The 25,786-nt window shown below is 72.0% G+C and carries 25 protein-coding genes and 1 riboswitch; of the genes, 14 read left to right on the top strand and 11 right to left on the bottom strand.

The window, feature by feature from the left end; all coding sequences use genetic code 11:
- Nucleotides 1–322: 322 nt before the first annotated feature.
- Nucleotides 323–518: riboswitch (cobalamin riboswitch) on the top strand.
- A gap of 29 nt (nucleotides 519–547) precedes the next feature.
- The 5 genes from ACWF9Z_RS17780 to ACWF9Z_RS17760 all read left to right on the top strand — a co-directional run bounded on the left by ACWF9Z_RS17780 (nucleotide 548) and on the right by ACWF9Z_RS17760 (nucleotide 3,898).
- A complete protein-coding gene (locus tag ACWF9Z_RS17780) occupies nucleotides 548–1,294 on the top strand; it encodes an energy-coupling factor ABC transporter permease (RefSeq protein WP_453603116.1) in 747 nt (248 codons plus the stop codon).
- Between the two features lie 5 nt (nucleotides 1,295–1,299).
- Complete coding sequence (locus tag ACWF9Z_RS17775) at nucleotides 1,300–1,638, top strand: energy-coupling factor ABC transporter substrate-binding protein (RefSeq protein ID WP_453603114.1); 339 nt, start codon at nucleotides 1,300–1,302, stop codon at nucleotides 1,636–1,638.
- 3 nt (nucleotides 1,639–1,641) lie between these two features.
- Entirely contained in the window at nucleotides 1,642–2,391 is a 750-nt protein-coding gene (gene cbiQ, locus ACWF9Z_RS17770; protein ID WP_453603112.1) for a cobalt ECF transporter T component CbiQ, read from the top strand.
- An 83-nt stretch (nucleotides 2,392–2,474) separates the two neighbouring features.
- Entirely contained in the window at nucleotides 2,475–3,284 is an 810-nt protein-coding gene (locus ACWF9Z_RS17765) for an energy-coupling factor ABC transporter ATP-binding protein (protein WP_453603144.1), read from the top strand.
- A gap of 65 nt (nucleotides 3,285–3,349) precedes the next feature.
- Entirely contained in the window at nucleotides 3,350–3,898 is a 549-nt protein-coding gene (locus ACWF9Z_RS17760) for a PadR family transcriptional regulator (protein WP_453603110.1), read from the top strand.
- Between the two features lie 82 nt (nucleotides 3,899–3,980).
- On the opposite strand, the gene ACWF9Z_RS17755 is transcribed toward ACWF9Z_RS17760, so the two are convergent.
- A complete protein-coding gene (locus ACWF9Z_RS17755) occupies nucleotides 3,981–4,193 on the bottom strand; it encodes an EF-hand domain-containing protein (protein WP_453603109.1) in 213 nt (70 codons plus the stop codon).
- 254 nt (nucleotides 4,194–4,447) lie between these two features.
- On the opposite strand from ACWF9Z_RS17755, the gene ACWF9Z_RS17750 reads away from it, so the two are divergent.
- Complete coding sequence (locus tag ACWF9Z_RS17750) at nucleotides 4,448–5,254, top strand: tRNA-dependent cyclodipeptide synthase (protein WP_453603107.1); 807 nt, start codon at nucleotides 4,448–4,450, stop codon at nucleotides 5,252–5,254.
- A complete protein-coding gene (locus tag ACWF9Z_RS17745) occupies nucleotides 5,235–6,473 on the top strand; it encodes a cytochrome P450 (protein ID WP_453603106.1) in 1,239 nt (412 codons plus the stop codon). The genes ACWF9Z_RS17750 and ACWF9Z_RS17745 overlap by 20 nt, the downstream gene beginning before the upstream one ends.
- 75 nt (nucleotides 6,474–6,548) lie before the next feature.
- Here ACWF9Z_RS17745 and ACWF9Z_RS17740 read toward each other — a convergent pair whose 3' ends face one another.
- The 6 genes from ACWF9Z_RS17740 to ACWF9Z_RS17715 all read right to left on the bottom strand — a co-directional run bounded on the left by ACWF9Z_RS17740 (nucleotide 6,549) and on the right by ACWF9Z_RS17715 (nucleotide 13,211).
- A complete protein-coding gene (locus ACWF9Z_RS17740) occupies nucleotides 6,549–7,736 on the bottom strand; it encodes a YncE family protein (protein ID WP_453603104.1) in 1,188 nt (395 codons plus the stop codon).
- A complete protein-coding gene (locus ACWF9Z_RS17735) occupies nucleotides 7,733–8,533 on the bottom strand; it encodes a polysaccharide deacetylase family protein (protein WP_453603103.1) in 801 nt (266 codons plus the stop codon). Before ACWF9Z_RS17735 ends, ACWF9Z_RS17740 begins: the two co-directional genes overlap by 4 nt.
- A 419-nt stretch (nucleotides 8,534–8,952) precedes the next feature.
- Nucleotides 8,953–9,456: an ATP-binding protein gene (locus ACWF9Z_RS17730; RefSeq protein ID WP_453603101.1), complete on the bottom strand. Its 504-nt coding sequence runs from the start codon at nucleotides 9,454–9,456 to the stop codon at nucleotides 8,953–8,955.
- A 256-nt stretch (nucleotides 9,457–9,712) separates the two neighbouring features.
- Nucleotides 9,713–10,480, bottom strand: a complete 768-nt coding sequence (locus ACWF9Z_RS17725; RefSeq protein WP_453603099.1) for an enoyl-CoA hydratase/isomerase family protein — start codon at nucleotides 10,478–10,480, stop codon at nucleotides 9,713–9,715.
- A 103-nt stretch (nucleotides 10,481–10,583) separates the two neighbouring features.
- On the bottom strand, nucleotides 10,584–11,825 hold the full coding sequence (locus ACWF9Z_RS17720) for a L,D-transpeptidase (protein WP_453603097.1): 1,242 nt from the start codon (nucleotides 11,823–11,825) through the stop codon (nucleotides 10,584–10,586).
- Between the two features lie 165 nt (nucleotides 11,826–11,990).
- The gene (locus tag ACWF9Z_RS17715; protein WP_453603142.1) at nucleotides 11,991–13,211 is read right to left on the bottom strand and encodes an Ig-like domain-containing protein; all 1,221 of its coding nucleotides are present in this window, start codon (nucleotides 13,209–13,211) and stop codon (nucleotides 11,991–11,993) included.
- A 180-nt stretch (nucleotides 13,212–13,391) separates the two neighbouring features.
- On the opposite strand from ACWF9Z_RS17715, the gene glgX reads away from it, so the two are divergent.
- Both glgX and ACWF9Z_RS17705 read left to right on the top strand, forming a co-directional pair.
- Nucleotides 13,392–15,725 (top strand): glycogen debranching protein GlgX, encoded by a 2,334-nt coding sequence (gene glgX / locus ACWF9Z_RS17710; protein WP_453603095.1) that lies wholly within the window; start codon nucleotides 13,392–13,394, stop codon nucleotides 15,723–15,725.
- Nucleotides 15,726–15,854: 129 nt separating this feature from the next.
- The gene (locus ACWF9Z_RS17705) at nucleotides 15,855–16,574 is read left to right on the top strand and encodes a CDP-alcohol phosphatidyltransferase family protein (protein WP_453603093.1); all 720 of its coding nucleotides are present in this window, start codon (nucleotides 15,855–15,857) and stop codon (nucleotides 16,572–16,574) included.
- A gap of 57 nt (nucleotides 16,575–16,631) precedes the next feature.
- Here ACWF9Z_RS17705 and ACWF9Z_RS17700 read toward each other — a convergent pair whose 3' ends face one another.
- A complete protein-coding gene (locus ACWF9Z_RS17700) occupies nucleotides 16,632–17,105 on the bottom strand; it encodes an adenylyltransferase/cytidyltransferase family protein (RefSeq protein ID WP_453603091.1) in 474 nt (157 codons plus the stop codon).
- A gap of 172 nt (nucleotides 17,106–17,277) precedes the next feature.
- On the opposite strand from ACWF9Z_RS17700, the gene ACWF9Z_RS17695 reads away from it, so the two are divergent.
- From ACWF9Z_RS17695 to ACWF9Z_RS17685, 3 genes are read left to right on the top strand one after another with little or no spacing between them, the layout of a single operon-like run.
- On the top strand, nucleotides 17,278–18,483 hold the full coding sequence (locus ACWF9Z_RS17695; RefSeq protein ID WP_453603141.1) for a glycosyltransferase family 4 protein: 1,206 nt from the start codon (nucleotides 17,278–17,280) through the stop codon (nucleotides 18,481–18,483).
- Nucleotides 18,480–20,231: a lipopolysaccharide biosynthesis protein gene (locus ACWF9Z_RS17690; protein WP_453603090.1), complete on the top strand. Its 1,752-nt coding sequence runs from the start codon at nucleotides 18,480–18,482 to the stop codon at nucleotides 20,229–20,231. The genes ACWF9Z_RS17695 and ACWF9Z_RS17690 overlap by 4 nt, the downstream gene beginning before the upstream one ends.
- Nucleotides 20,228–21,484, top strand: a complete 1,257-nt coding sequence (locus ACWF9Z_RS17685) for a hypothetical protein (RefSeq protein ID WP_453603088.1) — start codon at nucleotides 20,228–20,230, stop codon at nucleotides 21,482–21,484. The genes ACWF9Z_RS17690 and ACWF9Z_RS17685 overlap by 4 nt, the downstream gene beginning before the upstream one ends.
- A 24-nt stretch (nucleotides 21,485–21,508) precedes the next feature.
- On the opposite strand, the gene ACWF9Z_RS17680 is transcribed toward ACWF9Z_RS17685, so the two are convergent.
- Both ACWF9Z_RS17680 and ACWF9Z_RS17675 read right to left on the bottom strand, forming a co-directional pair.
- Nucleotides 21,509–22,087, bottom strand: a complete 579-nt coding sequence (locus tag ACWF9Z_RS17680; RefSeq protein ID WP_453603086.1) for a TetR/AcrR family transcriptional regulator — start codon at nucleotides 22,085–22,087, stop codon at nucleotides 21,509–21,511.
- Nucleotides 22,088–22,189: 102 nt separating this feature from the next.
- A complete protein-coding gene (locus ACWF9Z_RS17675) occupies nucleotides 22,190–23,698 on the bottom strand; it encodes a hypothetical protein (protein ID WP_453603084.1) in 1,509 nt (502 codons plus the stop codon).
- A 144-nt stretch (nucleotides 23,699–23,842) separates the two neighbouring features.
- Between ACWF9Z_RS17675 and ACWF9Z_RS17670 the strand changes: the two genes are divergently transcribed.
- Both ACWF9Z_RS17670 and ACWF9Z_RS17665 read left to right on the top strand, forming a co-directional pair.
- Nucleotides 23,843–24,382, top strand: a complete 540-nt coding sequence (locus ACWF9Z_RS17670) for a WcaF family extracellular polysaccharide biosynthesis acetyltransferase (RefSeq protein WP_453603082.1) — start codon at nucleotides 23,843–23,845, stop codon at nucleotides 24,380–24,382.
- Nucleotides 24,379–25,497, top strand: a complete 1,119-nt coding sequence (locus tag ACWF9Z_RS17665; protein ID WP_453603080.1) for a glycosyltransferase — start codon at nucleotides 24,379–24,381, stop codon at nucleotides 25,495–25,497. Before ACWF9Z_RS17670 ends, ACWF9Z_RS17665 begins: the two co-directional genes overlap by 4 nt.
- Before the next feature lie 22 nt (nucleotides 25,498–25,519).
- On the opposite strand, the gene ACWF9Z_RS17660 is transcribed toward ACWF9Z_RS17665, so the two are convergent.
- Entirely contained in the window at nucleotides 25,520–25,732 is a 213-nt protein-coding gene (locus ACWF9Z_RS17660; RefSeq protein WP_356649275.1) for a hypothetical protein, read from the bottom strand.
- Between the last annotated feature and the right edge of the window lie 54 nt (nucleotides 25,733–25,786).

Genomic DNA, 25,786 nt, shown 5'->3' with positions numbered 1-25,786 from the left:
CGGCGGCCCCCCCCGGCGGGGGGGGGCGGGGGCGGGGGCGCGCGGGGGGGGGGGGGGGGGCGGGCGGGGGGGGGGGGGGGGCCGCGGGGCCCCCCCCCCCCCCCCCCGCTCGCCTTTCCCCCTCCGCCCGTCTTTCCCGCTCCGCCCGTCCACCCGCTCCGCCCTCCCCTTCCCGGCGGGGAAGGGGAGGCGGAACTCCCGTGCCACGTGGGGACATTGGGGCAGAAGAGCACTCACGCGGGTACGAAGGGTGAGCACCAAGCGGAATCCGGCCGCCCGATCGGCGGCCTTGGGGCGGGTTGTTACCGGTCCGTGCGGCCGACTAGGGTCAGCGGGCCTTGGTGTTCGGGAAACCGGTGGGAAACCGGTGCGGCCCTCGCCACTGTGATCGGGAAGTCCGGCTCCACTCCTGCGGGAAAGCCACTGGGCTGCGCGGGAGTTTCCGTGCTGCCCGGGAAGGCGGGGCCGGGACATCAGCACCCGTGAGCCAGGAGACCGGCCAGGGTGCGTTGTCCATCCACGAGGTGCTGGAGAGGTCTCCCCACTCATGCATATAGCCGAGGGGTTCCTGCCCCCTTTGCACGCGGCCGCCTGGGGCGCCGCGTCCGCCCCCTTCGTCGTCCACGGCGTCCGCTCGCTCACCCGCGAGGTGAAGGCCAACCCCGAGAGCACGCTGCTCCTCGGTGCGGCCGGAGCCTTCACCTTCGTCCTGTCCGCTCTGAAGATCCCTTCGGTGACGGGCAGTTGCTCGCATCCCACCGGTACGGGGCTCGGGGCGATCCTGTTCCGGCCGCCGATCATGGCGGTGCTCGGCACGATCACCCTGCTCTTCCAGGCCCTGCTGCTGGCACACGGCGGGCTCACCACCCTCGGCGCCAACGTCTTCTCGATGGCCATCGCCGGTCCGTGGGCGGGCTATGCCGTCTACCGGCTGCTGCGCGGGTTCGCCCTGCCCCTGATGGTCACCGTCTTCTTCGGCGCCTTCTTCGCCGACCTGGTCACCTACTGCGTCACCAGCGTGCAGCTCGCGCTCGCCTTCCCGGACCCGGCCACCGGGTTCCCGGGCTCGCTCGCCAAGTTCGGGGGGATCTTCGCGGTCACCCAGATCCCGCTGGCCGTGAGCGAGGGCCTGCTGACCGTCCTCGTGATGCGGCTGCTGATGCAGGCGAGCGCGTCGGACCTGGTCCGGCTCGGCGTCTCGAGGCCGGCGCCCGCCCGCACTGAGCAGAAGACCGAGCAGAAGACCGAAGAGAAGCCCGAGGGGAAGACCGAGGGGAAGGCGGCGGCCCGATGAGCGGCATGTCCAGGAACACGAAGATCAACGGCCTGCTGCTGCTCATGGTGGCGGCGCTCGCCGTCATCCCCCTCGCACTCGGCCTCGGCGAGGGCAAGGAGGAGCCCTTCACGGGCGCCGACGCGCAGGCGGAGGCGGCCATCACCGAGCTCGAGCCGGATTACGAGCCGTGGTTCTCGCCGCTGTACGAACCCCCCTCCGGGGAGGTGGAGTCGGCGCTGTTCGCCCTGCAGGCGGCGCTGGGCGCGGGCGTGCTCGCGTACTACTTCGGCATCCGCCGGGGCCGCCGCCAGGGCGCGGCCTCCGCCGCCGCCGCTTCCGCCCCCGCCTCCCCGGAGGCATAGCCGGTGCTGCCGATCGACGTGGCCGCCCACGGCAGCCGCTGGCGCGGCCGCCACCCGCTGGAGAAGGCGCTCCTCGGGATCGGGCTGACGGTGAGCGCCGTGTGCCTGCCGCCCTGGCCGGGCGGCCCGCTGGTGGCCGCCGCGACCCTCGCCGTACTGCTCGGCCCGGCGGGGGTGGCCGGGCGGCAGCTGTGGCGGGCCTTCCGGATCCCGCTCGGCTTCTGCTTCACCGGGGCGCTGCCGCTGCTGTTCGCGGTCGGCGGCCCCACCGGGCCGCTCGCCCTGGCCCCCGACGGCCCCCGGCACGCCGCCGAACTGCTCCTGCGCACCTCGGCCGCCTCGCTCGGGCTGCTGCTGTTCGCCTTCACCACCCCGGTCTCCGACGTGCTCCCCCGGCTGGTCCGGGCCGGGGTGCCGGCCCCGGTGGTGGACGTGGCCCTGGTCATGTACCGGATCGGCTTCCTGCTCCTCGACTCCGTGGCCCAGGTCCGCCGGGCCCAGGCCGCCCGCCTCGGGCACGCCGGCCGGGCGGCGGTGTGGCGTTCCCTGGCCGGGCTCGCCGCGACCTCGTTCGTACGGGCCTTCGACCGCGCGGCGAAGCTCCAGGCGGGGCTGGCCGGCCGGGGCTACGACGGCGCGCTGCGGGTCCTCGTGCCGGAGTCGGCCCTGTCCTGGCGGTTCCTGGCGGGCACGGCCGGCCTGCTGGCCGCGCTGATCACCCTGACCCTCACCCTGAAGGGGCTCTACCTGTGAACGCGTCGGACCCGTCCCACCCGTTGGATCCTCTCCACCCGCCCGGCCCGCTCCACCCGCTCGGCCCGCCCGCGAACCCGTTGGTGGAGCTGGCCGGGGCGGGCTACGCCTACGACGACGGCCCGGCGGTGCTCACCGGCGTCGACTTCGCCATCGCGCAGGGGCGGGCGCTGGCCCTGCTGGGCCGCAACGGCAGCGGCAAGACCACGCTGATGCGGCTGCTGAGCGGTGGTCTGCGCCCCGGGTCGGGCGCGCTGCGGCTCGACGGCACGGAGGTCTCGTACGACCGGGCCGGCCTGACCCGGCTGCGGACCTCCGTCCAGCTGGTGGTGCAGGACCCGGACGACCAGCTCTTCGCCGCATCCGTCGAACAGGACGTGTCCTTCGGCCCGATGAATATGGGGCTCGCCGCCCCGGAGGTCCGCGCCCGGGTCGACTCGGCGCTCGACGCACTGGACATCGCCGCGCTCCGGGACCGCCCGACCCACCTCCTGTCCTATGGTCAGCGCAAGCGGGCGGCGATCGCGGGGGCGGTGGCGATGGCGCCGCGCGTGCTGATCCTGGACGAGCCGACGGCGGGCCTCGACCCGGACGGCCAGGAACGCCTGCTGGACGTCCTCGCGGGGCTGCGCACCGGTGGCACGACGGTGGTCATGGCCACCCACGACGTGGACCTGGCGGTCCGCTGGGCCGACGACGCGGCGGTCCTGACCCCGTCGGGCATCCGCTTCGGCCCGGCCGAGGCCCTCCTGTCGGATCCCGCCCTGCTGGCCTCGGCCGGCCTGCGCGCGGCGTGGTCCCCGGCGGTGACGGCCCTCCTCCGGGCCCACGGCCTCCTGGCCCCGGACGCCCCGGGCCCGCGCGATCCGCAGGCGCTGGCCGCCTGGAGGTAGGTGTCCTCACGGCCGTGGAGGACGGGATCGCCCTGCTGGACCTCCCGCAAACCTAGGATGGCCGCATGTCGCTCCCGCACGCCATCCTCACCGCCCTGCTCGAGAAGCCCTCGTCGGGGCTGGAGCTGACCCGGCGGTTCGACAAGTCGATCGGGTACTTCTGGTCCGCGACGCACCAGCAGATATACCGCGAGCTCGGCCGGCTGGAGGAGGCGGGGCTGATCCGGGCGCTGGCCAGCGAGGTGCCCGTACGGGGGCAGAAGAAGGAGTACGAGGTGCTGCCCGCCGGAAGCGCGGAGCTGGCCCGGTGGGTCGGGGAGCGCCAGGACCCGAAGCCGGTGCGCGACCCACTGCTGCTGCGGATCCGGGCGGCCGCGGTGGTCGGTCCGCAGGGGCTGGCCGCGGAGTTGCGGCGCCATCTGGAGCTGCACCGCGCCCAGTTGGCGGAGTACGAGGCCATCGAGGAGAAGGACTTCCCGGCGGGGCGGGACTCCGCGCAGGACCGGCTGCGCCGGGTCGTGCTGCACGCCGGAACCGGGCTGGAGACCTTCTGGCTGCGCTGGCTGGAGGAGGCCCTCGCCGAGGTGGAGGGCATGTCCGGGCCGCGGGCCTGACGGCGCGGCCCCGGCCTCCCGGGACGGCCGGCGGCGAACCCGACGCGCCCCCGGCCCGGCAGGGGGCGGGGGCGCGGGGGGCTTACTTGTTCAGGGAGGCCCAGAACTCGTCGAAGCTCAGCAGGCCGTCGTCGTTCGCGTCCTTGGCGGCGATCACGGCGTCCGCGACCGGGCCGGTGACGTACGGGTCGCCCATCGCGGCCATCGCCGAACGGAACTCGTCGGCCGTCACGAAGCCGTCACCGTTCACGTCGAACTTGCCGAACGTCGTCCGTGCGCTCTCGATGTCCGCCACTGGGTCCACCCCTTCTTGGTGCTTGTTGACCGGCCCAGGGTAGCGGCCTGCGGGCGTTCTCCCCACCCCGGGTCCCGTTCGAGCGGCAGATAGAAATTCCATTACTCTTCCGTAACGCGGAAGCGATAATTCCGGCCAACAATTCCGGCCTCCACTTGTCACGCTCCGGGGCCACCGCATAACGTAGCGACATTGCCGCCACACCAGGAGCGCAGGGCTCCCAGGGACAAGTGGCAACAAGGGCGATCACACAGGTGACGATCCAAGCTGACGCATCATTCGAAGTTCTGCCCTTCACCCGCACCTGCCGCCATATCTGGGAAGACGGCGACCATGTGCTCATCGGGGTGAGTCCTGGAAACAGTTACTTCAGCTCCGAGCGCATCGGCAGTCTTTCCCGATGGGCCACGACCCGCTTCGCGCAGGTCGACTTCGTCTACGCAGACCTCCATGTCGACCGGATGTTCGCCGCGTTCGGCTACACCCGGGAACATGCGCAGAAGCGCGCGACGAAGGAGATAAAGGCGGTCCGGAGGAGGATCCTCAAGGGCGTGGAGGAATCGGTGAGCCCCGATGCCGAGGTCCGCGTGCGGGCACTCTCCGCATTCCAGACGAATCCCGTCTACCAACTACTGCACCGGCGCGTCCTGCATTTCCTGGAGACCGACGACGAATTCCGTAAGGGCTGTGAGGAAATGGCCCTGCACTTCGTCGGATCCAAGGTGCCGGAAGGTGAATCGATCACCGACGCGCAGTTGCAGGTGTGTTTCGATTACATGGCGGCCGAGCTGCCCTTCTTCATCGACACCCCGAGCATTCTCGACGTGCCGTCCTCCGTGGCGGCCTACCACCTCAAGATGCCCATGACGGACGTCCTGTTCGCGCGCGGCGGGGGCCTTCGCGCGACCCGGAACCAGGCGTATGCCGTCGTAAGGCCCGAGATGGCCGAAGTGCCCCAGAGCAACCCGAACCAGTCGCATACGCACGCGCACGTGAACACGGACACGCACGTGAACACCGCACCAGTCGAAGGGACCGCCGATGAGCGTCGAGCAGCTTGAGGGCACCGAACGGACCCCGGGGGCCCTCCTCGACTTCCCGCTCTCGCGCCGCGGTGACGTACTCCCCGAGGAGTGCGCCTGGCTGCGGGAGAAGGCGCCGGTCGCGAAGGTGCGCACCCTCACCGGGGACCCGGCCTGGCTGGTGAGCAGCTACGCACTGGCCAAGCGGGTACTGGAGGACGAGCGCTTCAGCCTCAAGGACACGGCGAACGCCGGCGTCCCGCGCCAGTACGCGCTGACGATCCCGCCCGAGGTCGTCAACAACATGGGCAACATCAACAGCGCGGGCCTGCGCAACGCGGTGATGAAGGCGCTCAACCCGCGCCAGAAGGGGCTCCAGGACCGGCTGCGCGCCACGGCCGGCGCCCTCGTCGACCAGCTCGTCGCCGAGGGCGGTCCGGCGGACCTCCGGGCGGGATTCGCCGACCCCTTCTCGGCGGCCCTGCACGCCCAGGTGCTCGGCGTGCCCTTCGAGGACTGGCGCCGGCTGATGTCCGGGCTGGACGTCGCGTTCATGACCGCGCGCGAGCCGTTCGCCGACTCGGCCCTCAACTGGTACAAGGACGTCGGCTATTTCGTCGACCAGCTGAACGTCCAGCTGGCCCTTCCCTCCGAGCTGCGTACGGGGCTGCTCGGCACGTTCGCCGAACTGAAGCTGGCGGATCCGGAGTCGGCGCACCTGACCGACGACATGTTCGCCACCGTCGCCGTCTCGCTCTTCGGGGCGGGCGCCGTGTCCACGTCCGCCTTCCTCACCCTCGCGGTCCTCGCGCTGCTGCAGAGGCCCGAGCTGATCGGCTACCTGCGCGCGCACCCGGAGCGCATGGGCAAGGCCGTGGACGAACTGCTCCGCTGGAACCTGTCCGTCGGCGACGGCCTGCCGCGCATAGCCATGGCGGACATCCAGCTCGGCGACGTACTGGTCAAGGAGGGGGAGCTCGTCCTCGTCCTGCTGGAGGGGGCCAACTTCGACCCGGAGGCCTTCGAGAACCCGGACGAGCTGGACCTGGAGCGCGAGAGCCCCCACGCCCACCTCGCCTTCGGCGCGGGCCGCCACTTCTGCCCGGCTTCCGCGCTGGGCCGGACGCACGCCGAGATCGCGCTGGAGGTGCTGGTCGAGCGGCTGCCCGGGCTGCGCCTCGCGGTGCCGGCGGAGAACCTCGTGTGGCGCACCGGCTTCATCAAGCGCCTCCCCGAGCGGCTCCCCGTCGCCTGGTGACGCACCGGCGGCGGTGAGCGGATGAGCGTGCCCCGGGGGTCGTGCGAGCTCCCGGGGCACATCCGTGTCGCGGTCCTAGCGGAAGATGCCGGTGTGGCCGAGGGAGTAGCGGCCGGGCTGCGGGTACACGGCGAGACCGTGCGGGCCGGAGCCCACGGGGATCTTGGCGATCTCCTTTCCGGTGGTGGTGTCGATCGCGTAGACCTCGGAGTTGTAGCGGCCCGACAGCCACAGCACCTTGCCGTCGGCGGAGACCCCGCCCATGTCGGGGCTGCCGCCGTCGGGCAGTTCCCACTTCTTGGTCAGCTTGTTCTTGGTGAAGTCGAAGACGGAGACGGACCCTTCGCCGCGGTTGGAGACGTACATCTCCTTGGAGTCGCGGCTGACGTACAGGCCGTGGCAGCCCTTTCCGGTGGGCAGCAGCTTGGGGGTCCCGAAGTCATCCCCGCCGAGCACCCACATGCCGTGGGCCATCATGTCCGCGACGTAGAAGGTCTTTCCGTCCGGGGAGACCTTGACGTCCTGCGGCATCGCGCCCTCGAAGGGCAGTTTCTGCTGGCCGACGACTTCCATCTTCTCGGTGTCGACCTTGAGCAGTTCGCCGGAGAACTCGCAGCTCACGATGAAGTAGCGGCCGTCGGCGGAGAAGTCGGCGTGATTGACCCCGAAGCAGGTCACGGGGACGGTCTTCACGCGGTCCATGGTGTGCGGGTCGCGGAAGACCAGTTCCTTGTCCATCGACGCCATGACCACGGCGTACTTGCCGTTGGGGGTGAAGTACAGGTTGTACGGGTCGTGCACCTCCACCGGCGTTCCCGCCTCGCCGGTGGCCGGGTTGATCGGGGTGAGCGTGTGGCCGCGGTTGTTGTTGACCCAGAGGGTCTTCATGTCCCAGGAGGGGACCACGTGCTGGGGCTGGACGCCGACCGGGATGGTGTCGATGACCTTGTACGTCGCCGGGTCGATGACGGACACCGTGTTGGAGGAGGTGTTCGGCACGTAGACGCGGGAGGGGAAGTTCTTGACCACCGGGGAGAGTTTGTTCGGCCGGTCGGCCGCGTAGACGTCCTTCGGGTCGAGCAGCGGCGGCATCCCGGCCAGGCCCGGCGGCACGGCCGGTACGGCCTTGGCCGGTACGGCGGGACCCTTCGTGCCGAGCGCCTCGGCGGGGCCCTTGTCGGCTGATCCGCAGCCGGCCAGGGCGGCGAGGACCAGACCGGCCAGCAGCACGGTGGCATTCCGGGGAAGGCGGGTGGTCGTCATGGGGTCAGCAGCTCCGTGGTGGTCACCGCGCGCAGTTTGCGGCGTGCGAGTTCTTCGAGGAGGGGCGGCATCGCGGCGACCGTGTCCGCGTAGCCGAAGTGCAGGCTCACCACCGATCCGCCTTGGATCGTGCCCATGACGGTGCGGATGACGGCCGCGGCACCGGGCGAGGTGAAGTCGAGGGAGTCCACGTCGTAGGAGAGGACGTGCGGGTAGCCCGCCCGCTGGGCCAGTTTTCGCACCAGCGGGGTGGCGTACTGGGTCTGGGACGGCCGGAACCAGGTGCCGATGGACCCGGTGAGCCGCTTGAGCCGGTCGGCGCAGCCGGTGATCTCGGCGTACGCCTGCGCCTCGGGCATGGTGTTGATCGCGAGATGGTGCTGGGTGTGGTTGCCGAGCTCGTGGCCGCCGTCCAGGATCCGGCGGGCCATGTCCGGGTGCTCCTCGAGCCAGTCGCCGATGGCCAGTACGGTGACCCGCGCTCCCGCCCGCTCCGCCTCGGCGAGCACCGCCTTGGCGATGGCGGGGTCCCCGTTGCCGTGGAAGGTGAGCGCGACGGCCGGGCGGCCGCGCGGACCGTGCCCGATCTCGACGGGCTGCCCGGCGAACCGGCGCGGGGCGGGGGCCGCCTTGGCCGGGGCCGCCGGTCTGTCCGGGGCCGCCTTGGCGGGGGGCGCGGACGGCGCGGGGCCGGCGGGGGCGGTACGGGCACCCGTGCCGCAGGCGGCGGTGAGGGTGCCGGCGGCGACCGCCGCGCCGGCTCGGAGAGCGGATCGGCGGTCCGGGTAGCAGAGCACCTGCCCATTTAAGGGGTGGATGCCCCTCTAGGTAATGATTGACCCAATTCGGGACCTGCGACGGGTCGCCCCGAAGGGGCCCTCATCCGCTATGTGATCAACGATTCACTCTGAGCGGCGGATACTTATTCAATGATTACGAGGTTCGTGGCCCATCTCACCTAAGATTTAGATAGAAAGTCTTAGGATATGCACACTTATGTCCAATTTGGGACTTTTGGCGATCGGTCCCTCGTCTGCCATAGTCGGAACCACGACTTCCCTTTGACCCGAGCGAAGTCTCCACGCCGAGGATCACACCCCCTTCGATCCTCGGCGCATCCATGGAACCCCCGCAGCGCCCCATCACGGCGACAGGGGGTTTCCGTGTTTCCGGGGCAGCCGGGGGGCAGCCGGGGACATCGGGCCGCGCCCGGCGGTCAGCGGTCGGCCACCCGCATCTCGAACCAGGTGATCTTTCCGCGCGGCAGCAGGTCCGCCCCCCAGCGGTCGGAGAGCTTGTCCACGAGGAACAGCCCCCGGCCCGTGGTGTCCATCTCGTGGACCGGCATCAGACAGGGCAGCCCTCGTGAGGGATCGCGCACCTCGACCCGGATCCAGCCGCGGCGCCTGAGCATCCGTAAACCGAAGGAGCGGGCTCCGGTGTGCCGGACGGCGTTGCCGACGAGCTCGGAGACCAGCAGCACGGTGTGCTCGGCGATCTGCGGAGACAGGCCCCACAGCCGCACCACCACGCACTGGGCGAGCCGGCGGGCGCTGCCCGCCGACTCGGGCATGGAGGGCAACGTCACTTCCGCCTCAGCCGGGTTCCCGTACAACTCCAGCGCCTTGAGGCCCTGTTCGTCCTCCAGGGCCGCCGTGAGCCGTACGACGGAAGCGCTGCTGCGCTGCCGCGGCTGTTCCACACCCTCCAGACCCGCCATGCACCCATCATGGACGGCCGGTGCTGCCGCGCGGGCCGTTCCGCAGGAAAACACCCCCCGGAATCATGGATTCCAAGGGGGCCTTCCGGCATATGCGTTCGGCAATCCGGATCTCGCGACACCCTCCCTGACCTGCGGTGACACCCCGCGAAGAGGTGATCACCCAGAGTGGATCTCCTCTGCTGCTTAAGGTTTCCTTAAGGCCTGGCTAAGCCACCCGCAGGGAGGACGCCCCGATCCGACGGCCGCTCGCGGCCTAGAGGAACTTGGCCTTCCCGGGCCCCTCTTCGACGAAGCTGCGCATCCCGCGCTCGCGGTCCTCGGTGGCGAACAGGCCGGCGAACCAGTTGCGTTCGATGGTCAGTCCGGTGTCGATGTCGGCCTCCAGGCCCGCGTCCACGCACTCCTTGGCGGCCCGCAGCGCGAGGGCCGGGCCCTGCGCCAGCTTCGCGGCCCACGCGTGCGCCTGCTCGTACACCTCGGCGGCCGGCACGACCCGGTCCACGAGGCCGAGCGCGAGCGCCTCGTCGGCCTTGACCATGCGGCCGGTGAAGATGAGGTCCTTGGCCTTCGAGGGGCCGATCAGCCGGGACAGCCGCTGGGTGCCGCCCGCGCCCGGGATGAGGCCGAGCAGGATCTCGGGCTGGCCGAGCTTCGCGTTGTCGCCGGCGATCCGGTAGTCGGCGCAGAGCGCCAGCTCGCAGCCGCCGCCCAGGGCGTAGCCGGTGACGGCCGCGACCACGGGCTTGGGGATCCGGGCGACGGCGGTGAAGGCGTCCTGCAGGCCGCGGGACCGGGCGACCATGGCCGCGTGGTCCATCGTCTGCATCTCCTTGATGTCCGCGCCCGCCGCGAACACCTTCTCGCCGCCGTAGATGACGACCGCGCGGACATCGGCCCGGTCGGTCGCCTCCACCGCGAGCTCGCGCAGCCGGTCCTGGGTGGCGATGTCCAGGGCGTTCATGGGCGGCCGGTCCAGCCGGATGACGCCGACGCCTTCGGAGACTTCGAGAGAGAGGGTCATACAGGGAAGGTTAGCGCCGGTTAACGCGAGGTGGCCCGGTGCTGTGGGTCACAGCACCGGGCCACCCGGACACCGGGCCCGGGGAACTACGGACGGGAGGGGATCACTTGATCCATTCCGCCCAGTCCATGTTCCAGCCGTTGAGGCCGTTGTCCGGGGCCACCGTCTTGTCCTTGGAGTTCTTCACGATGACCACGTCGCCGATGATCGACTGGTCGAAGAACCAGGCGGCGGGCTGGCCGCCGTCACCCGCGCCGCGGACGTCCTTGAGGCCCACGCAGCCGTGGCTGACGTTCTCGGAGCCGAAGGTGCCGGACGAGGCCCAGTAGTTGCCGTGGACGAAGGTGCCCGAGGTCGTCAGGCGCATCGCGTGCGGGACGTCGGAGATGTCGTACTCGCCGCCGAAGCCGACGGTCGCGCCGTTCATCCGGGTCACCTTGTACTTCTCGCTGATGACCATCTGCCCGTTGTACGTGGTGTTCGAGGGGGCGCCGGCGGTGATCGGGATGTTCTTGATCTCCTGGCCGTCCCGGACGACGCTCATCTCGTGCTCGGCGGCGTCGACCGTGGTGACCTGCGAGCGGCCGACCTTGAAGGTGACCGTACGGGTCTGCTTGCCGTAGACCCCCGGGCGGCCTTCGACTCCGTCGAGGGCGAGCTTGAGGGTGACCGTGGTGCCGGCGGCCCAGTACTTCTCGGGGCGGAAGTCCAGGCGGTCGTTGCCGAACCAGTGGCCCTCGACCGGCACGGCGGGCTCGGCCGTCACCGTGATGGCCTTCTCCACGGCCTCGGGGTTGGTGATGCCCCGGGAGAAGTTGATGGAGACCGGCATGCCCACGCCGACGGTGGCGCCGTCCTCGGGCGTGTACTGGCCGATGAACGTGTTGGCGGGAGTCAGGGTGGTGAAGCTGGTGTCCTTCGCGGACTCGCGGCCCGCCTCGTCCTTGGCGATCGCGTGCACCTTGTACTCGGTGGCGGACGCGAGGTTGCGGGAGGGCTCCCAACTCGCGCCGTCCTCGGCGAGCTTGCCCTCCACCGCGTTGCCCTTGGTGTCGGCGACCGTCACCGTGCTGAGCTTGCCGCCGGTGCTGGATATCTTGAGGACGCCGCTGGTGGCGACCTCCTTGGCCCCGTCGTCCGGCTTGACGCTCACGACGGCCTTGGACGCCTCGGTGCCGGTCGTCCCGGAACCGCCGTCCGCACCACCGCTCCCGCCGGCGCCCCCGCCGTTGCCGCCACCGCTGCACGCGGTCGTCAACAACAGGGCCGCGCCCAGCAGGAGGGCCGGCAGGCCGGTGCGGGCGCGGCCGCGTATCGGCTGCAGGTTCACTCGTGTTCTCCCCATGTCCCCCGCGCGCGGGCAGTCGCGCGCTTCCTGCCAGGAAAACACATGGGGATATCACGAGACGGTACGAGCGTGTCACCGTTCCGTCCCAAGAGTGAGGACACGCCGGGAACGCCGCGGGGACACGCCGGCGGGCACCCCGGGAGCCAGTCCCCGGTGGCGGCGTCAGCCGGTGGCGGAGCCGGCCAACCACGCCGTCCAGGACATGTTCCAGCCGCCCAGCCCGTTGTCCGCGGCGACCGTCTTGTCCTGCGAGTTCACGACCTCGACCACGTCCCCGACCAGGCTCCGGTCGAAGAACCAGCCGGCCGGGGTGTCGGAGCCGCCGCCCTTGTTGTCGCGCAGTCCGATGCAGCCGTGGCTGACGTTGGTGGAGCCGAAGGTGTCCGGGCTGGCCCAGTAGTTGCCGTGCAGGAAGGTCCCGGAGCGGGTGAGCCGCATGGCGTGCGGGACGTCGGGGATGTCGTACTCGCCGCCGAAGCCGACGGTCTGCCCGTTCATCCGGGTGACGTCGAAGAGCTCCATCACCACCATCTTGCCGTTGTAGGTGGTGTTCTTGGGGGCTCCGGCGGTGACCGGCACCGTGGACACCAGCTCGCCGTCGCGCCGGACCTCCATGGTGTGCGCGGCCGCGTCCACGGTGGAGATCTGGGAGCGGCCGACGGTGAAGCGGACGGTCCTGTCCTGGATGCCGTACGAACCGGCCGCGCCCTCGACGTCGCGCAGCTTCACCCTGACCGTGACCTCGGTGCCGGGCTTCCAGTACTGCTTGGGCCGGAAGTCGAGGCGCTCGTCGCCGAACCAGTGGCCGGAGACCTCCACGGGCGGGACGGAGGTGACGGTGATGGCCCGTTCGACGTCCGCGCGCCGCTCGATGGAGCGGTTGAAGCCGAAGGAGATGATCATGCCGGTGCCGACGGTGGAGCGGTTCTCCGGTTTGAAGTAGCCGATGAACCGCTCCTCGGGGACGTAGGTGGTGAAGGTGGTGTGCCGTGCCTGGCGGCGGTCGTGCCCGTCGAGGGCGACCGCGTCCACGGTGTACTTGGCCGCGAGCGCGAGCCGTCCGGCCGCCGGATCGGGGCTCCAGCTGAGCCCGTCGACGGCGATGGTGCCGGGCACCTTCTCCTCCTGGGCGTCCTCCACCTTGGTCACGACCACGCGCTCGAGGCGGCCCTCGGGCACGGTGACCGTCAGCCGGCCCTCGGCCGGGACGCCCTTGGCGTTGTCGTCCGGGGTGATCCGGATCGCCTCGTCCGGCGACCGGGGTTTGCCGGGCAGCTGGATCTCGATCGGGGAGCCGCCTTTCGCGGTGCATCCGGACAGGCCTCCGAGGAGGCCCGCCCACGCCGCCACGGCGGCCAATCCCGCCCCTGCCCGCCTCGTCAGAAGAGTCACGCTCCTCCAACGACAAGGCACCTCCGAGGGAAACGTGGGTGTGACTCGAGTTCCAGGCAGAACAGTCCGGGCAGAACAGTGGGAAGGACCAGACGGGGGCGGGCCCGGGCCGGGACGCCGGGGCCGCACTTCCCTTACCCCTGCCGGTACCGAGAGCCGTGGAGGCGGGCAGTGTCGAGCGCAGCCGAACAAGAAACGGTGAAAGCCGTCGCGATCGAGGTACGGAGCGGAGGGACGGCCTTGACCGTTCCGCACGTCGAGGAGCCCCCGGCGGGGCATCCGGACCGGCCCGGGGCCGGGCACGGGACCGCGTCCGGCCAGCTCAGGGGCCCCGTGGTACGGACGCAGGCACGCCCGGGGCCACCGGTGTGGCCCGGGTCCTCGCATCCGTTGGGGGCCCGGTTCCACCAGGGTCCGGACGGGACCGCCGGGACGAACTTCGCGCTGTGGGCGCAGGGCGCGGAGGCGGTGGAGGTATGTCTGTTCGACGAGGCCGGCACCGAGACCCGGTGCTCCCTGACGGAGCTCACGCACGAGATCTGGCACGGCTTCCTGCCCGGCGTACGCCCCGGGCAGCGGTACGGGTTCCGGGTCCACGGCCGCTGGGATCCCTGGACGGGGGCCCGCTACAACCCGGCGAAGCTGCTGCTGGACCCGTACGCGCGGGCCGTGGACGGAGACTTCCGGCTGCCGCCGGAGGTGTACGGGCACGTCCGCGACTGGCCGCAGCAGTACATCGCGGACACCGTGCGCGACGACCGCGATTCGGCGCCGCACGTCCCCAAGGGGGTCGTGGTCCACGATGACGACGACTGGGCGGACGACGTCCGGCCGAAGACGCCGTGGGCCGATTCCGTCATCTACGAACTGCACGTGCGCGGTTTCACGATGCGCCATCCGGGCATCCCCGAACACCTGCGCGGCACCTACGCGGGTCTCGCGCACCCGGCGGCGATCGAGCACCTGACCGGGCTCGGGGTGACGGCGGTGGAGCTGCTGCCGGTCCATCAGTTCGCGCACGAGGACCACCTGCTGCGCCGGGACCTGAGCAACTACTGGGGCTACAACTCGATCGGCTACTTCGCCCCGCACGCGGGCTATTCCTCGAGCGGCACGGCCGGGCAGCAGGTCGGCGAGTTCAAGCGGATGGTCAAGGCGCTGCACGCGGCCGGGATCGAGGTGATCCTCGACGTGGTCTACAACCACACGGCGGAGGCGGGCGAGCTGGGCCCGACGCTGTCGCTGCGCGGGATCGACAACCGCGCGTACTACCGGCTCCAGTCGGACCAGCGCCGCTACGCCGACTACACGGGCTGCGGGAACACCCTGCACGCCGGGCGCCCGCACGTGCTGCGCCTGATCACCGACTCGCTGCGCTACTGGGTGACGGAGATGGGGGTGGACGGCTTCCGCTTCGACCTGGCGGCGGCGCTGGCCCGCTCGATGCACGACGTGGACATGCTGTCGCCGTTCCTCGCGGTGATCGCCCAGGATCCGGTGCTGCGGCGGGTGAAGCTGATCGCCGAGCCGTGGGACGTGGGCTCGGGCGGGTACCAGGTGGGGGCGTTCCCGCCGCTGTGGACCGAGTGGAACGACCGGTACCGGGACGCCGTCCGGGACTTCTGGCGGGGCGCGCTGCCCGACGTACGGGACCTGGGGTACCGGCTGTCGGGATCGAGCGACCTGTACGCGTGGGGCGGCCGGCGGCCGTACGCCTCGGTCAACTTCATCACCGCGCACGACGGGTTCACCCTGCGCGACCTGGTGACCTACGAGTCCAAGCACAACGAGGAGAACGGGGAGGCGGGCCGGGACGGGACCAACGACAACCGGTCGTGGAACTGCGGGGTGGAGGGCGAGACGGACGACGCGCCCGTCGTCGCGCTGCGCCGCCGCCAGCTGCGGAACCTGCTCACCACCCTCCTCCTGTCCACCGGGGTGCCGATGCTGGTGGCGGGCGACGAGTTCGGCCGGACCCAGGGCGGCAACAACAACGCCTACTGCCAGGACAACGAGACGAGCTGGGTGGACTGGTCGCTGCTTTCGGACCCGGCCTGGCACGGGCTGCTGTCGCTGACCCGCAGGCTGCTGTCGCTGCGCCGGGCCCATCCGGTGCTGCGGCGGCGGGCGTTCTTCTCCGGCAGCTCGCAGGGCACGGACGGGCTGCGGGACCTGGCCTGGTTCACCCCGGCGGGCACGGAGATGACCGAGCGGGACTGGTACGCGCCGGCCGACGCGGTGGGCCTGTACCTCTCGGGCCGGGACATCCCGGGCCGCGACGAGCGGGGGCGGCAGGTGACGGACGACAGCTTCCTGGCGCTGATGCACGCCGGGGACGGGCCGGCCCGGTGGGTGCTGCCGGGCGCTCCGTGGGCCACGTCCTACGAGCTGGTCCTGGACACCTCCCGGGAGGACCAGGCGGCCGCCCCCGGCACCCGGCACGGCGGGGGCGAGACGGTGACCGTCCCGGCCCGCGCGGTGCTGCTGCTGAAGGTGGTGGGCTGAGGCGCCGGGGGCGGGGGGCCGGGGCGGGGCCGGGGCGACGGGCCGGGGCGGGGGCCTTGCGCACCCTGCTGCGATGATGTGGCCTTCGTACGCACATACGTGACAACGGGTGTTCGAGAGGTCGTGTCGATGGCGAGTGTCCAGGCCGCGCTGCGGGAACTGCGCGGGGCGCAGAAGTCTGCGAAGGGGGTGTCGCTCTATTCGCGGTTCGTCAACCGGCCGGCCGGGCGGTACCTGGCCGCGGGATCGTACGCGATCGGACTGAGCCCGAACCAGGTGACGCTGGTCAGCGCCGCCTTCAGCTTCGCCGCCGCGGCCGCCGTCGCCCTGGCCGCGCCCTCGTGGGGACTGGGGATCGCGGTGTGGGCCGCGCTCGCCGTCGGGTTCGCCTTCGACTCCGCCGACGGGCAGCTGGCCCGGCTGCGCGGGGGCGGCAGCGCGTCCGGCGAGTGGCTGGACCACGTCGTGGACTGCGCGAAGCTCACCGCGCTGCACTCGTGCGTGCTGATCGGCTTCTACCGCTTCCCCGACGCGTACGGCAGCACGGCCGGCTGGCTGCTGGTGCCGCTGGGCTTCCAGTTCGCCTCGGTCGTCACGTTCTTCGGGGGGCTGCTGACCGAGAAGCTCAAGCCCAAGCCGGCGCCGGGGAGTCCCGCCGCCGCGCCGTCGACCGTACGCGCGGTGGCGTTGCTGCCCGTGGACTACGGAGTGTTCTGCCTGGTGTTCCTGCTGCTGGGCGGCGGGCAGCTGTTCCGCTGGGCCTACGCGGGGATGGGCGCCGTGGCGGCGCTGTTCCTGCTGGCGTTCCTCGCCAAGTGGTACCGGGAGCTCAGCGCCGTACCCCGGTGACCGGGGCCCCGCGACCGGCCGCGGAGGCGGCCGCGGGGGCGGCGCGCGGTGGGGCGCTCAGCCCCGCTGTTCCGCGGAGAGCGGCTGTGAGAGGACGTCCAGGGCCCGGCGCAGCTGGGTGCTGGAGGTGTGCACCGTGTACGGGAAGTAGACGACGTCTACCCCGTGCTCGGCGAAGTCCCTTTCCAGCCGGTCCCCCTTGGGGGTGCCGCGCCAGTCGTCGCCCTTGAAGATCACGTCGAAACGGACTTGCTTCCAGGTCTCCACTTTGTCCGGGACGGTCTCGACGAATGCCGCGTCCACGTACTTGACGCTGCGCACGATCTCCAGTCGCTCGACGAGCGGGATCATCGGACGCCGCCCCTTGGCGATTTCGGCCATTTCGTCGGATACGACACCGGCCACCAGATAGTCGCACTGACTCCGGGCGTGGCGAAGGATGTTGAGATGTCCGATATGGAACAGATCGTAAGCGCCCGGCGCATAGCCCACCCGGTGCGGTCTGCGCGCCGGCGCAGCAAATTCGGACATGTCCCGCTCCGTCATCGGTTACCCCCCATAAGCCACACCCCCCGGTGTGGCGGATTAGCAGACAATAGCGTGCACGTTCCGCACCACGTCGATGAACGAATAGGGTGACGTGCGCATCATCCTGGGGAGAAGGGGACGTCCCGTGTCGAGATCCGGCCACCGGCGCCTACTGCTGGTTTCCACCAATTACGCCCCCGAGCACACGGGAATCGGCCCGTACGCGACCCAGATCGCGGAGCACTGGGCGAATCTCGGTCACGAGACGCACGTCCTGGCGGGCATGCCGCACTACCCGGCGTGGTCCGTCGAGCCGGAGTACAAGGGGGCGCTCCGGCGTACGGAGCAGCGCGCGGGAGTCACCGTGCACCGGCGCGCGCACACCGTGCCGCCGCGCCAGACCGCCGTGCGCCGGGCCCTTTTCGAAGGATCGATTCTGCTGCACGGCGCCGTGGCCCCGCCCCGGATGCCGAGGCCGGACGCGGTCCTCGCCCAGATGCCGAGCCTGGCCGGGGGCCTGCTGGCCGCCCGCCTCGCGGCGCGCTGGAAGGTGCCCTACGTCCCGGTGGTCCAGGACCTGATGGGCGCCGCCGCCGCGCAGAGCGGGATCAGCGGCGGCGACAAGGCCGCCGCGCTGGCCGGCCGCGCGGAGGCGTATGCCCTCAAGCGCGCCACCCTCGTCGGCGTCATCCACCAGACCTTCGTGGACCGCGTCGTCGGCATGGGCGTGGACCCCGGGAAGATCCGGCTCGTCCCCAACTGGTCGCATGTGGCGTTGCCCACCAAGCCGCGCGGCCGGACCCGCCACCACCTCGGCTGGGCGCCCGGCCAGACGGTCGTGCTCCACTCCGGGAACATGGGGCTCAAGCAGGGGCTGGAGGTCCTCGTCGGCGCCGCCCGGCTGGACCCGAGCGTCCGTTTCGTCCTCATGGGCGACGGCAGTCAGCGCTCCGCCCTCGCCGACCTCTCGGCGGACGTCCCGAATCTCGACATCATCCCCCCTGCCGCCGACGGGGAGTTCCCCGATATCCTCGCCGCGGCGGACGTGCTCGCGGTCACGCAGCACGCCGCCGTCATGGACATGAGCGTGCCGTCCAAGCTGACCTCCTACTTCCAGGCCGGCCGGCCCGTCGTCGCCTCCGTCGCGGCGCTGGGGGGTACCGCCCAGGAGGTGGAACGCTCGGGCGCGGGGGTGCTCGTACCGCCGGAGAACCCCGAGGCCCTGCTCAAGGCCGTACGGGCCCTGGCGCAGGACCCCGTCGGCGCGGACGCGCTGGGTGCGGCCGGGCCCCGCCACGTGGCGGCCCATCTGAGCCGTGAAGCGGGCCTGGCCCGCATCGACGCACTGATAGACGAAGCACTTGGGGGTCCCCGGCCGTGATCGAGACCAACCGACCGGCAGCGGCTCCGGCCGAGGACGAACCCGACCTCCTCCGGGACCAGTTCAAACAGCTCCTGCGCTACCGCCGGCTCCTCGCCGCGGGCGTGGGCATCGGCCTGCTGGGCGGGGTCTACCTCGGCATCTCCACGGCGGACACCTACGTGGCCACCGCCGACATCGTGCTGCGCGCGCCCACCGACGACCCCTTCAACCCGAGCCTCGCCCCGGACAAGGCGATCAACATCGGCTCGGAGCGCCAGGTCGCGCTCTCCAGCTCCATAGCCAACGAGGCCGCGAAGAAGCTCGGCGTCACCGCCGCCGGCTTCAGTGCCCTGCGCAGCGGTCTGCAGGTGACCAACCCGCCGCAGTCGATGGTGCTGCGCTTCACCTACACCGCGAGCTCCCCCGCCGAGGCCGCCAAGCGAGCGAACGCGATGACCGAGGCATACCTGCTCAAGCGGCAGGAGGCCCTCGACGTCACCCGCGACAAGATGGTCAAGGGCTACCAGGAACAGCGCGACCCGGTGGCCAAGCAGCTCGACGACCTCGTCAAGCAGATCAACTCCATGCCGGCCGGCCCGGCGCGCGACGCGGCGTACTCCTCCAAGACCGACCAGCAGAACAAGGTCAACACCCTCAACAGCAACATCGCCAAGCTCCAGGCCCTGGACATGACTCCGGGCCGGGTCACCAGCGCCGCCGTTCCGCCGCACTCGACGGACGGCCCCGGCCTCATCATGTCGCTCGCGCTCGGTGCGGCCGTGGGCCTCGCGCTCGGCCTGCTCGCGGCCTGGGTGCGGCTCGTCTTCGATCCGGCGCCGCGCTCCGAGGGCGACGTCGCCCGCGCCCTGCGCGCTCCCGTGCTGGGCTCCCTGCCCCGCGGCAAGGACGACGGCGGTCCGCTGCTCGCGGCCGGCGAGGAGGACCCCCGGCTCGCCGAGGCGTTCCGCTCGGTGGCCTTCCGGCTCGCCTACGACTCCCGGTTCGCCGACCGGCGCCGGCTCCTGGTGATCGCCCCGCGCGGCAGCAGCGAGACCGCCGCCGCCGTCGCGGTGAACCTGGCCGCCTCCTTCGCGGAGACCGGCAAGGACGTGCTGCTCATCGAGGCCGATCTGCGCACCCCGGTGCTGGCCAGCCAGCTGCCGACGGACGCGGGCGGCCGGCCGCGCTGGAGCCAGACGCCGGGCGGCGGACAGCACGGGGACACCGAGTGGCCCGACGGGCGCCAGCTCGTCGTGGACGCCGGGGAGTCCGGTTCCTTCGACCTGATCCCGGGCGAGCGGGTGCGCAACGTGCCCCGCGCGCTGACCTCCTCGCGCGCCACCCGGCTGATCTCCGAGGCCGACTCCCCCAACTCCACGGTCGTGGTGCTCGCGCCGCCCGTGCTCTCGTACGCCGACGCGCTCGCGCTCGTGGACCGCGTCGACGGGGTCCTCGTGGTCTGCGACCCGCGCGCGGTGCACCGCACCGACCTGTCCCGCATCCGCGAGCTGATCAGCGGCGCCGGCGGCACGGTGCTCGGCGCCGTCCTGCACTCGCCGCTGCCCGGCGAGAAGAAGCGCGGCGGACTGTTCCGCAAGGGCTCCGCCCCCGCCCCCGCGGCGGCCCCGGCCGCCGCTCCCGTCTCCCGGCCGCGCGAGCCGCAGCCGATCCCGTACGAGGTGGCGGCCGCCGACGCGGAGCAGCACATCCCCGGAGACGGTACCGACACGGTCGCCCTGCGCACGGTGCGCACGGGCCGGCGGTGAGCCGCAGGGCCTTCGCCGCGGTCGCCTCCGTCCTGGACCAGGCCGCGTCCAGCGCGACGAACATCCTGGTCCTGGTGCTGGCCGCGCGGCTCTCCTCCGCGGCCGGCTTCGCCGACTTCTCCATGGTCTACGTGACCTTCACCGTGCTCCTCGGACTGAACATGGCCTACGTCGGCCAGAGCCTGGTCCTGCAGAAGGGCGAGGAGGGCGAGCCGCTCGGCTCCGCGTGCCGGGCCGGCCTCGCGTTCACCGGGGCCGCCTCCGCCGCGGTGGGTGCCGTACTGGCCGTCGTGGGCCTGCTGCTGCCCGGGACCCCGGGGCGGGCGTTCCTCGCGCTGGGGCTCGTCCTGCCCCTGGTGCTGCTGCAGGACGGGCTGCGCTACTGCTTCTCGGCTCTGCGGGCGCCCCAGCGGGCGCTGGCCGCCGACGCGCTGCGCCTCGTGTGCGTCGTGGCGGCGCTCCTGCTCCAGCCCGAAGGGGCCTCGGCGGCCCGGCTGGTGCTGGTGTGGGGGGTCTCGGCACTGCCCGCGCTCGCGCTGGGCCTGTGGCTGCTGTGGCCGTCGGTGCGCGGGGCGTCCGCCGCCGGACTCCTCCGGGACCTGCGGCCGTACCTGCGCCGCGGGCACCTGGGGCAGCGGTTCGTCGTCGAGTTCGCGGTGGGCAACGGCTCCAGCCAGCTGGCCGTGCTGGGCCTCGGCGTCTTCGCGACCCCGCTGGCCGTCGGCGCGCTGCGCGGCGCCACCACCCTCTTCGGGCCGCTGAACGTGCTGTTCAACTCCGCGAACGCCTTCGGCCCGCCCGTCGTCGGCCGGGCCCGCGGCAAGCGGGGCGTGGTCCGGCTGACCGCCCTGATGGGCGCGGCCCTCGCGGTGACCGGCGCCGTCTGGGGGGCCGTTCTGTACGCGCTGCCCGACCGGCTGGGCCGCGAGCTGCTCGGCGACAGCTGGACGGCGGCGGCCGCGCTGCTGCCCGCGACCGGCGCGCAGTACGCGGTCATGGGCCTGGGCACGTGCGCGCTGCTGACCCTGCGGGTGCTCAACCCGAAGGCCACGCTCTCGCTGCAGATCGTCTTCTCGCTGCTGTCGGTCGGACTCCTGCTCGGCGGCTACGCCGTGGGGGGCGTGGCCGGGGCGGCGTGGGGGCTGGCGCTCGGTTCCGCCGCGAAGGCGGCGGCGGGCTGGCTGCGGGTGGCCCGGCTGGACACGCCGGCGCCGGCGGCCTCAGGGACGGCCTCGGAGCCGGCGGCCGTCTGAGGGGCGGCCGTCTGAGGCGGCCTTCTAAGGGGTGGCTCCGAAGCCCTCCTCGAGCAGGGCGAAGAGGTCCTCCATGGCCTGCCGTTGACCGGCCCGGCCGCGGACCAGGCTCGTCGTGTCCAGCGCGAAGCGGGCCAGCGCGGCGCAGCGCAGGTCGCCCTCGGGGGCGCCCGCCGCCTCCTCGATGGCGGCGGCGAGCGCGCGCGCGTGGCGCTGCCGCATCCGGTCCCCGTACTCCTGGAGCTCCGGCGTCCGCCGGACCAGGGTGACCCGCGCGAGGTCCTGCGGATCGTCGCTCGGCCCGGCCGCCCCTTCCTCCACGAGGTGCGCGCACAGGGCCCGCAGGACGGACCGGCCGGGCGCGCGGTCGCGTACGGCCGCGACGAGCGAGGCCCCGCTGTCCGCGTCCTCGTCGAAGACCAGCGCCTCCTTGCTCGGGAAGTGCTTGAACAGCGTGGTCACGGAGACGTCGGCGGCCTCCGCCACGTCGCGGACGCCGACCCCGTCGTACCCGCGCTCCAGGAACAGGCGCAGCGCGGAATCGGCGAGCGCCTTGCGGGTCTGGGCCTTCTTGCGCTCGCGGCGCCCCACGGTCACGGTCATGGCACCACGGTAACGACAGGGTGCATCCGATGCAAAAGGTGAGTCGTTACACTTCCGCGGGCACCCAGGACGCCGTACCGGGACGCCCCGGGACCGCGCGCGTCAGCGCAGCCTGGCGTCCTTGTCCTGCCGGTACGTGGCCACGAGCGCGAGGCACATCGCGGCGATGGCCACCCGCCCGGAGGCCTGGAGCAGCGGCCCGCGCAGCAGGATGAAGGAGTATCCGGCGACCAGCGGGACCACCACGGAGATCAGGCTGCCGGGTGGCGAACGCCGGGTCGCCCGCTTCGCGTAGCGGCGGTCCACGCGGGCGGAGGCGTACCCCATGCCGAGCAGTCCCGCGCCCATGCCCAGCGGCCCGAAGTCGAGCCACAGCTCCGCCCAGATCGGGGAGGAGAGGTTGGTGTTGACCGTGCCCATCCACTGTCCGACCATCACGCCGGTGTCGCGGGGCTTGCCGGGCCACATCGTGCGCGGCACCGCGAAGAAGACGGACCCCGCGAGCTGGCGCCCGTAGAAATGGCCGGGGCCGGAGTTCGAGTAGGTGATGGTGTTCGCGAACATGCCGATCTGGTCGTAGTCCTTGAGCGCCATCGGCTCCAGGAACGAGGTCGTCTCGACGGGCTTGTAGTTCTTCTCGTCGTAGCGGAAGCGGTCCGCGAACGGGAAGACGAGCAGGGCGATCACCACGGCCATGGACAGCGCCACCCGGTACATCGCCGCGCTCACCGGGAAGACCGTGAAGAGCAGCGAGAACATGACGGTGAGGAACCAGTAGCGCGGGTTCGAGATCGGGTTGTTGACCACCAGGTTCAAGGCCGCCAGCGCCGACCAGGTGACGATGATCGACACCTTGCGGCGGGCGAACTTGGACGTGATCAGCCAGCGCGTGTACAGCAGCAGGGACAGCAGCGCCGGGACGGTGCCGAAGCCGCGCAGCAGCGCCTGGCCGGCCTGGCCGTCCTGGGAGACGCCCGCCTCCTGGATGCCCGCGATGATCTCCTGGCGGCTGGAGAAGAAGACCGCCGGGCCGCCCAGCTTCATGACGAACGCCGCGCTCCCCAGGAACGACAGGACGGTCAGCAGCTGGAGCCGCCGCCGGTGCGCCATGACCGGGCGCGGCTCCTTCTGCGAGCCGCCCGCGCGGCCGGCCGGCCGGTGGCGGGCCAGCAGCACGCCCACGTCGAAGGCGGCGCAGCCGAGCAGCACCAGGCCGATGGCGGCCGTGAGGTCCGAGCGCGGGCCGACGACGGGGGTCGGGACCTGGCCGAGGACGGCCTGGGCGAGGGGGGCCACGCCCATGGCCATGTAGACGAAGAGCCAGAAGGAGCCCTGGAGCAGCTTGCGACGGCTGGTCAGGACCATGGCGGACAGGCGGGCGCCCGCGTACATGGTGAGCACGAGCTGGAGCCAGAAGGCCGTGTCACGCTGTCCCGCACCGTGCTGGACGGCGACGAACAGGGGCAGGAAGACGGTGAATCCGAGGGCCAGCGGGACGGAGAGCGCCCGGGAGAGCAGGGTCCGGGGAGTGGTGACCTTGCCCCAGCTCTTCTCTTCGTCGGGATGGGGCGGGACCGCGGGCCCGTTGGGGCGGACGACGGTCTCGCGCATGTCGGTTGCCACCCTTGCCCCCACCCCCTGTGCCTGATCCGGGCGCAGTCTAGTCTGAGCGGTCGGCGCCCGGGGAGGCGCCCGGGGACCGGACGATGGAGCGGGCTATGGGGCGGACGATGCGGCGGACGACGGGGGGCTGCTGTGCGTGATCTTCCTTCCTTCACGCTGTCCGGTTACGACAAGGGGCGCGGGCTGCTGACGCAGGCGCTCTGGTTCGCCGTGATGAACACGCTGTTCATGAGCTGGTTCTGCCCGGCCCGGCTCCGGGTCCGGCTGCTGCGCGCCTTCGGGGCGCGGATCGGCGAGGGGGTGCTGATCCGCCACAGGGTGCGGGTGCTGTGGCCCTGGAAGCTGACCGTGGGCGACCACACGTGGATAGGCGAGGGCGCCTGGCTGCTGAACCTGGAGCCGGTCACGATCGGTTCGCACGTGTGCCTCTCCCAGGAGGCCCTGCTGTGCACCGGCTCCCACGACCACCGGGCCGCCGACTTCCGCTACCGCAACGCGCCGATCTCCGTCGAGGACGGCGCGTGGGTGGCCGCACGGGCCACCGTGCTGGCGGGCGTCACGATCGGCCGGTGCGCGGTGGCGGGCGCGGGCTCCGTGGTCCACAAGGACCTTCCCGCGCTGACCCTGCAGACCCAGGACGGGCTGCGCCGCCCCGTCGAGGAGCCGAAGTGAGAGTCCTGCACGCCGTCACGCTGCACTCCCCCACGCACGCCTTCGGCGGGCCGGTGCGGGTCGCGCTGAACCTCGCGAAGGGGCTGCGCGCACGCGGCCACGAGGCGGGACTGCTGGCGCTGGGCGAGGGGTTCGACCCGTGGCCGGACTCCGTGGAGGGCGTACCGGCCAGGCTCTTCCCGGCCCGCCGCCTGCTCCCCCTCGGCTTCAGCGGGATGACCTCGCCGGCCCTGCTCGCCTCGGCGGGCCGCCTGGTGCGGGACGCGGACCTGGTCCACGTCCACCTGGCACGGGACCTGGTCACCCTGCCCGTGGCCCTGGCGGCGCTGCGGGCCCGCAAACCCCTCGTCCTGCAGACCCACGGCATGGTCGACCCGAGCGAGAAGCTCCTGGCCAAGGTGCTGGACGCGGTGGCGGTACGCCGCCTGCTGCGCGGCGCCGACGCGGTGCTCCACCTGACCCCGCACGAGCGGGAGGGCCTCGACGCGGTCGTCGGAGGCTCCCTGCCCCGGTCGGTGCGGCTGGTGAACGGCACCCCGGCCCAGGAGGAGCGCCCCGCCCCGTCCGGGCCGCCGCGGATCCTCTACTCGGCCCGCCTGCAGGCCCGCAAGCGCCCGGTGGACTTCGTGGACGCGGCCCCGGCCGTGCTGGCGGTGCACCCGGACGCGGAGTTCGTGGTGGCCGGCCCGGACGAGGGCGAACTCGCGGCGGTCCGCGCCCGCATCGCCGAGCTGGGCCTCGGCCCCCGCTTCACGGTCCCGGGCGCCCTGTCCGGCTCCGAGGTCCTCACGGAGCTGCGCCGCGCCCACGTCTACGTACTGCCCTCGGTGGACGAGCCGTTCCCTATGTCGGTCCTCGAAGCCCTGTCGGTGGGCGTCCCTCCGGTGGTCACCCACTCCAACGGCCTGGCCCGCGACATCGCCGCGGCCGGCGCGGGCCGCGCGGTCACCCCCGGGCCGTCGGGCGTCGCGGAGGCGGTCCTGTCCCTCCTGGACCCGTCCGAGAACGCCGCGTCGTCGAAGGCCGCCCGCGCCCTCGCCGCGTCCTCCTTCTCGATGGACGCGGTCCTGGACGCGCTGCTGCCGGTCTACGAGGGCGCCCTGCGCCGGGGTTGAGGGCGGGGGGCCGGTGGCCGGGTCAGAGGCCGCGACGGGTTTCGTCCACCACCGGGAGGGCCCCGACGCGGCGGCGCTTGAGGACGCTCGCGTAGACCGCGAGGCCGATGGCGCCCGCCACCATCATGATCACGCCGACCAGGTCGAGGTTCACGCTCTGCATCTTCCAGTCGGACGCGAAGGTGAGGATGGCCCCCACCACGATCAGGCCTATGCAACCGCTGATGCCCCTCATCGAATTCGCCTCCGCAGTCGTGGCCGGGGAGAACCCCGCCGTGTGGATCCTCGC

The sequence above is a fragment of the Streptomyces sp. NPDC054961 genome (genome assembly GCF_053609145.1).
This window is presented reverse-complemented; position numbering and strand designations above follow the sequence as displayed.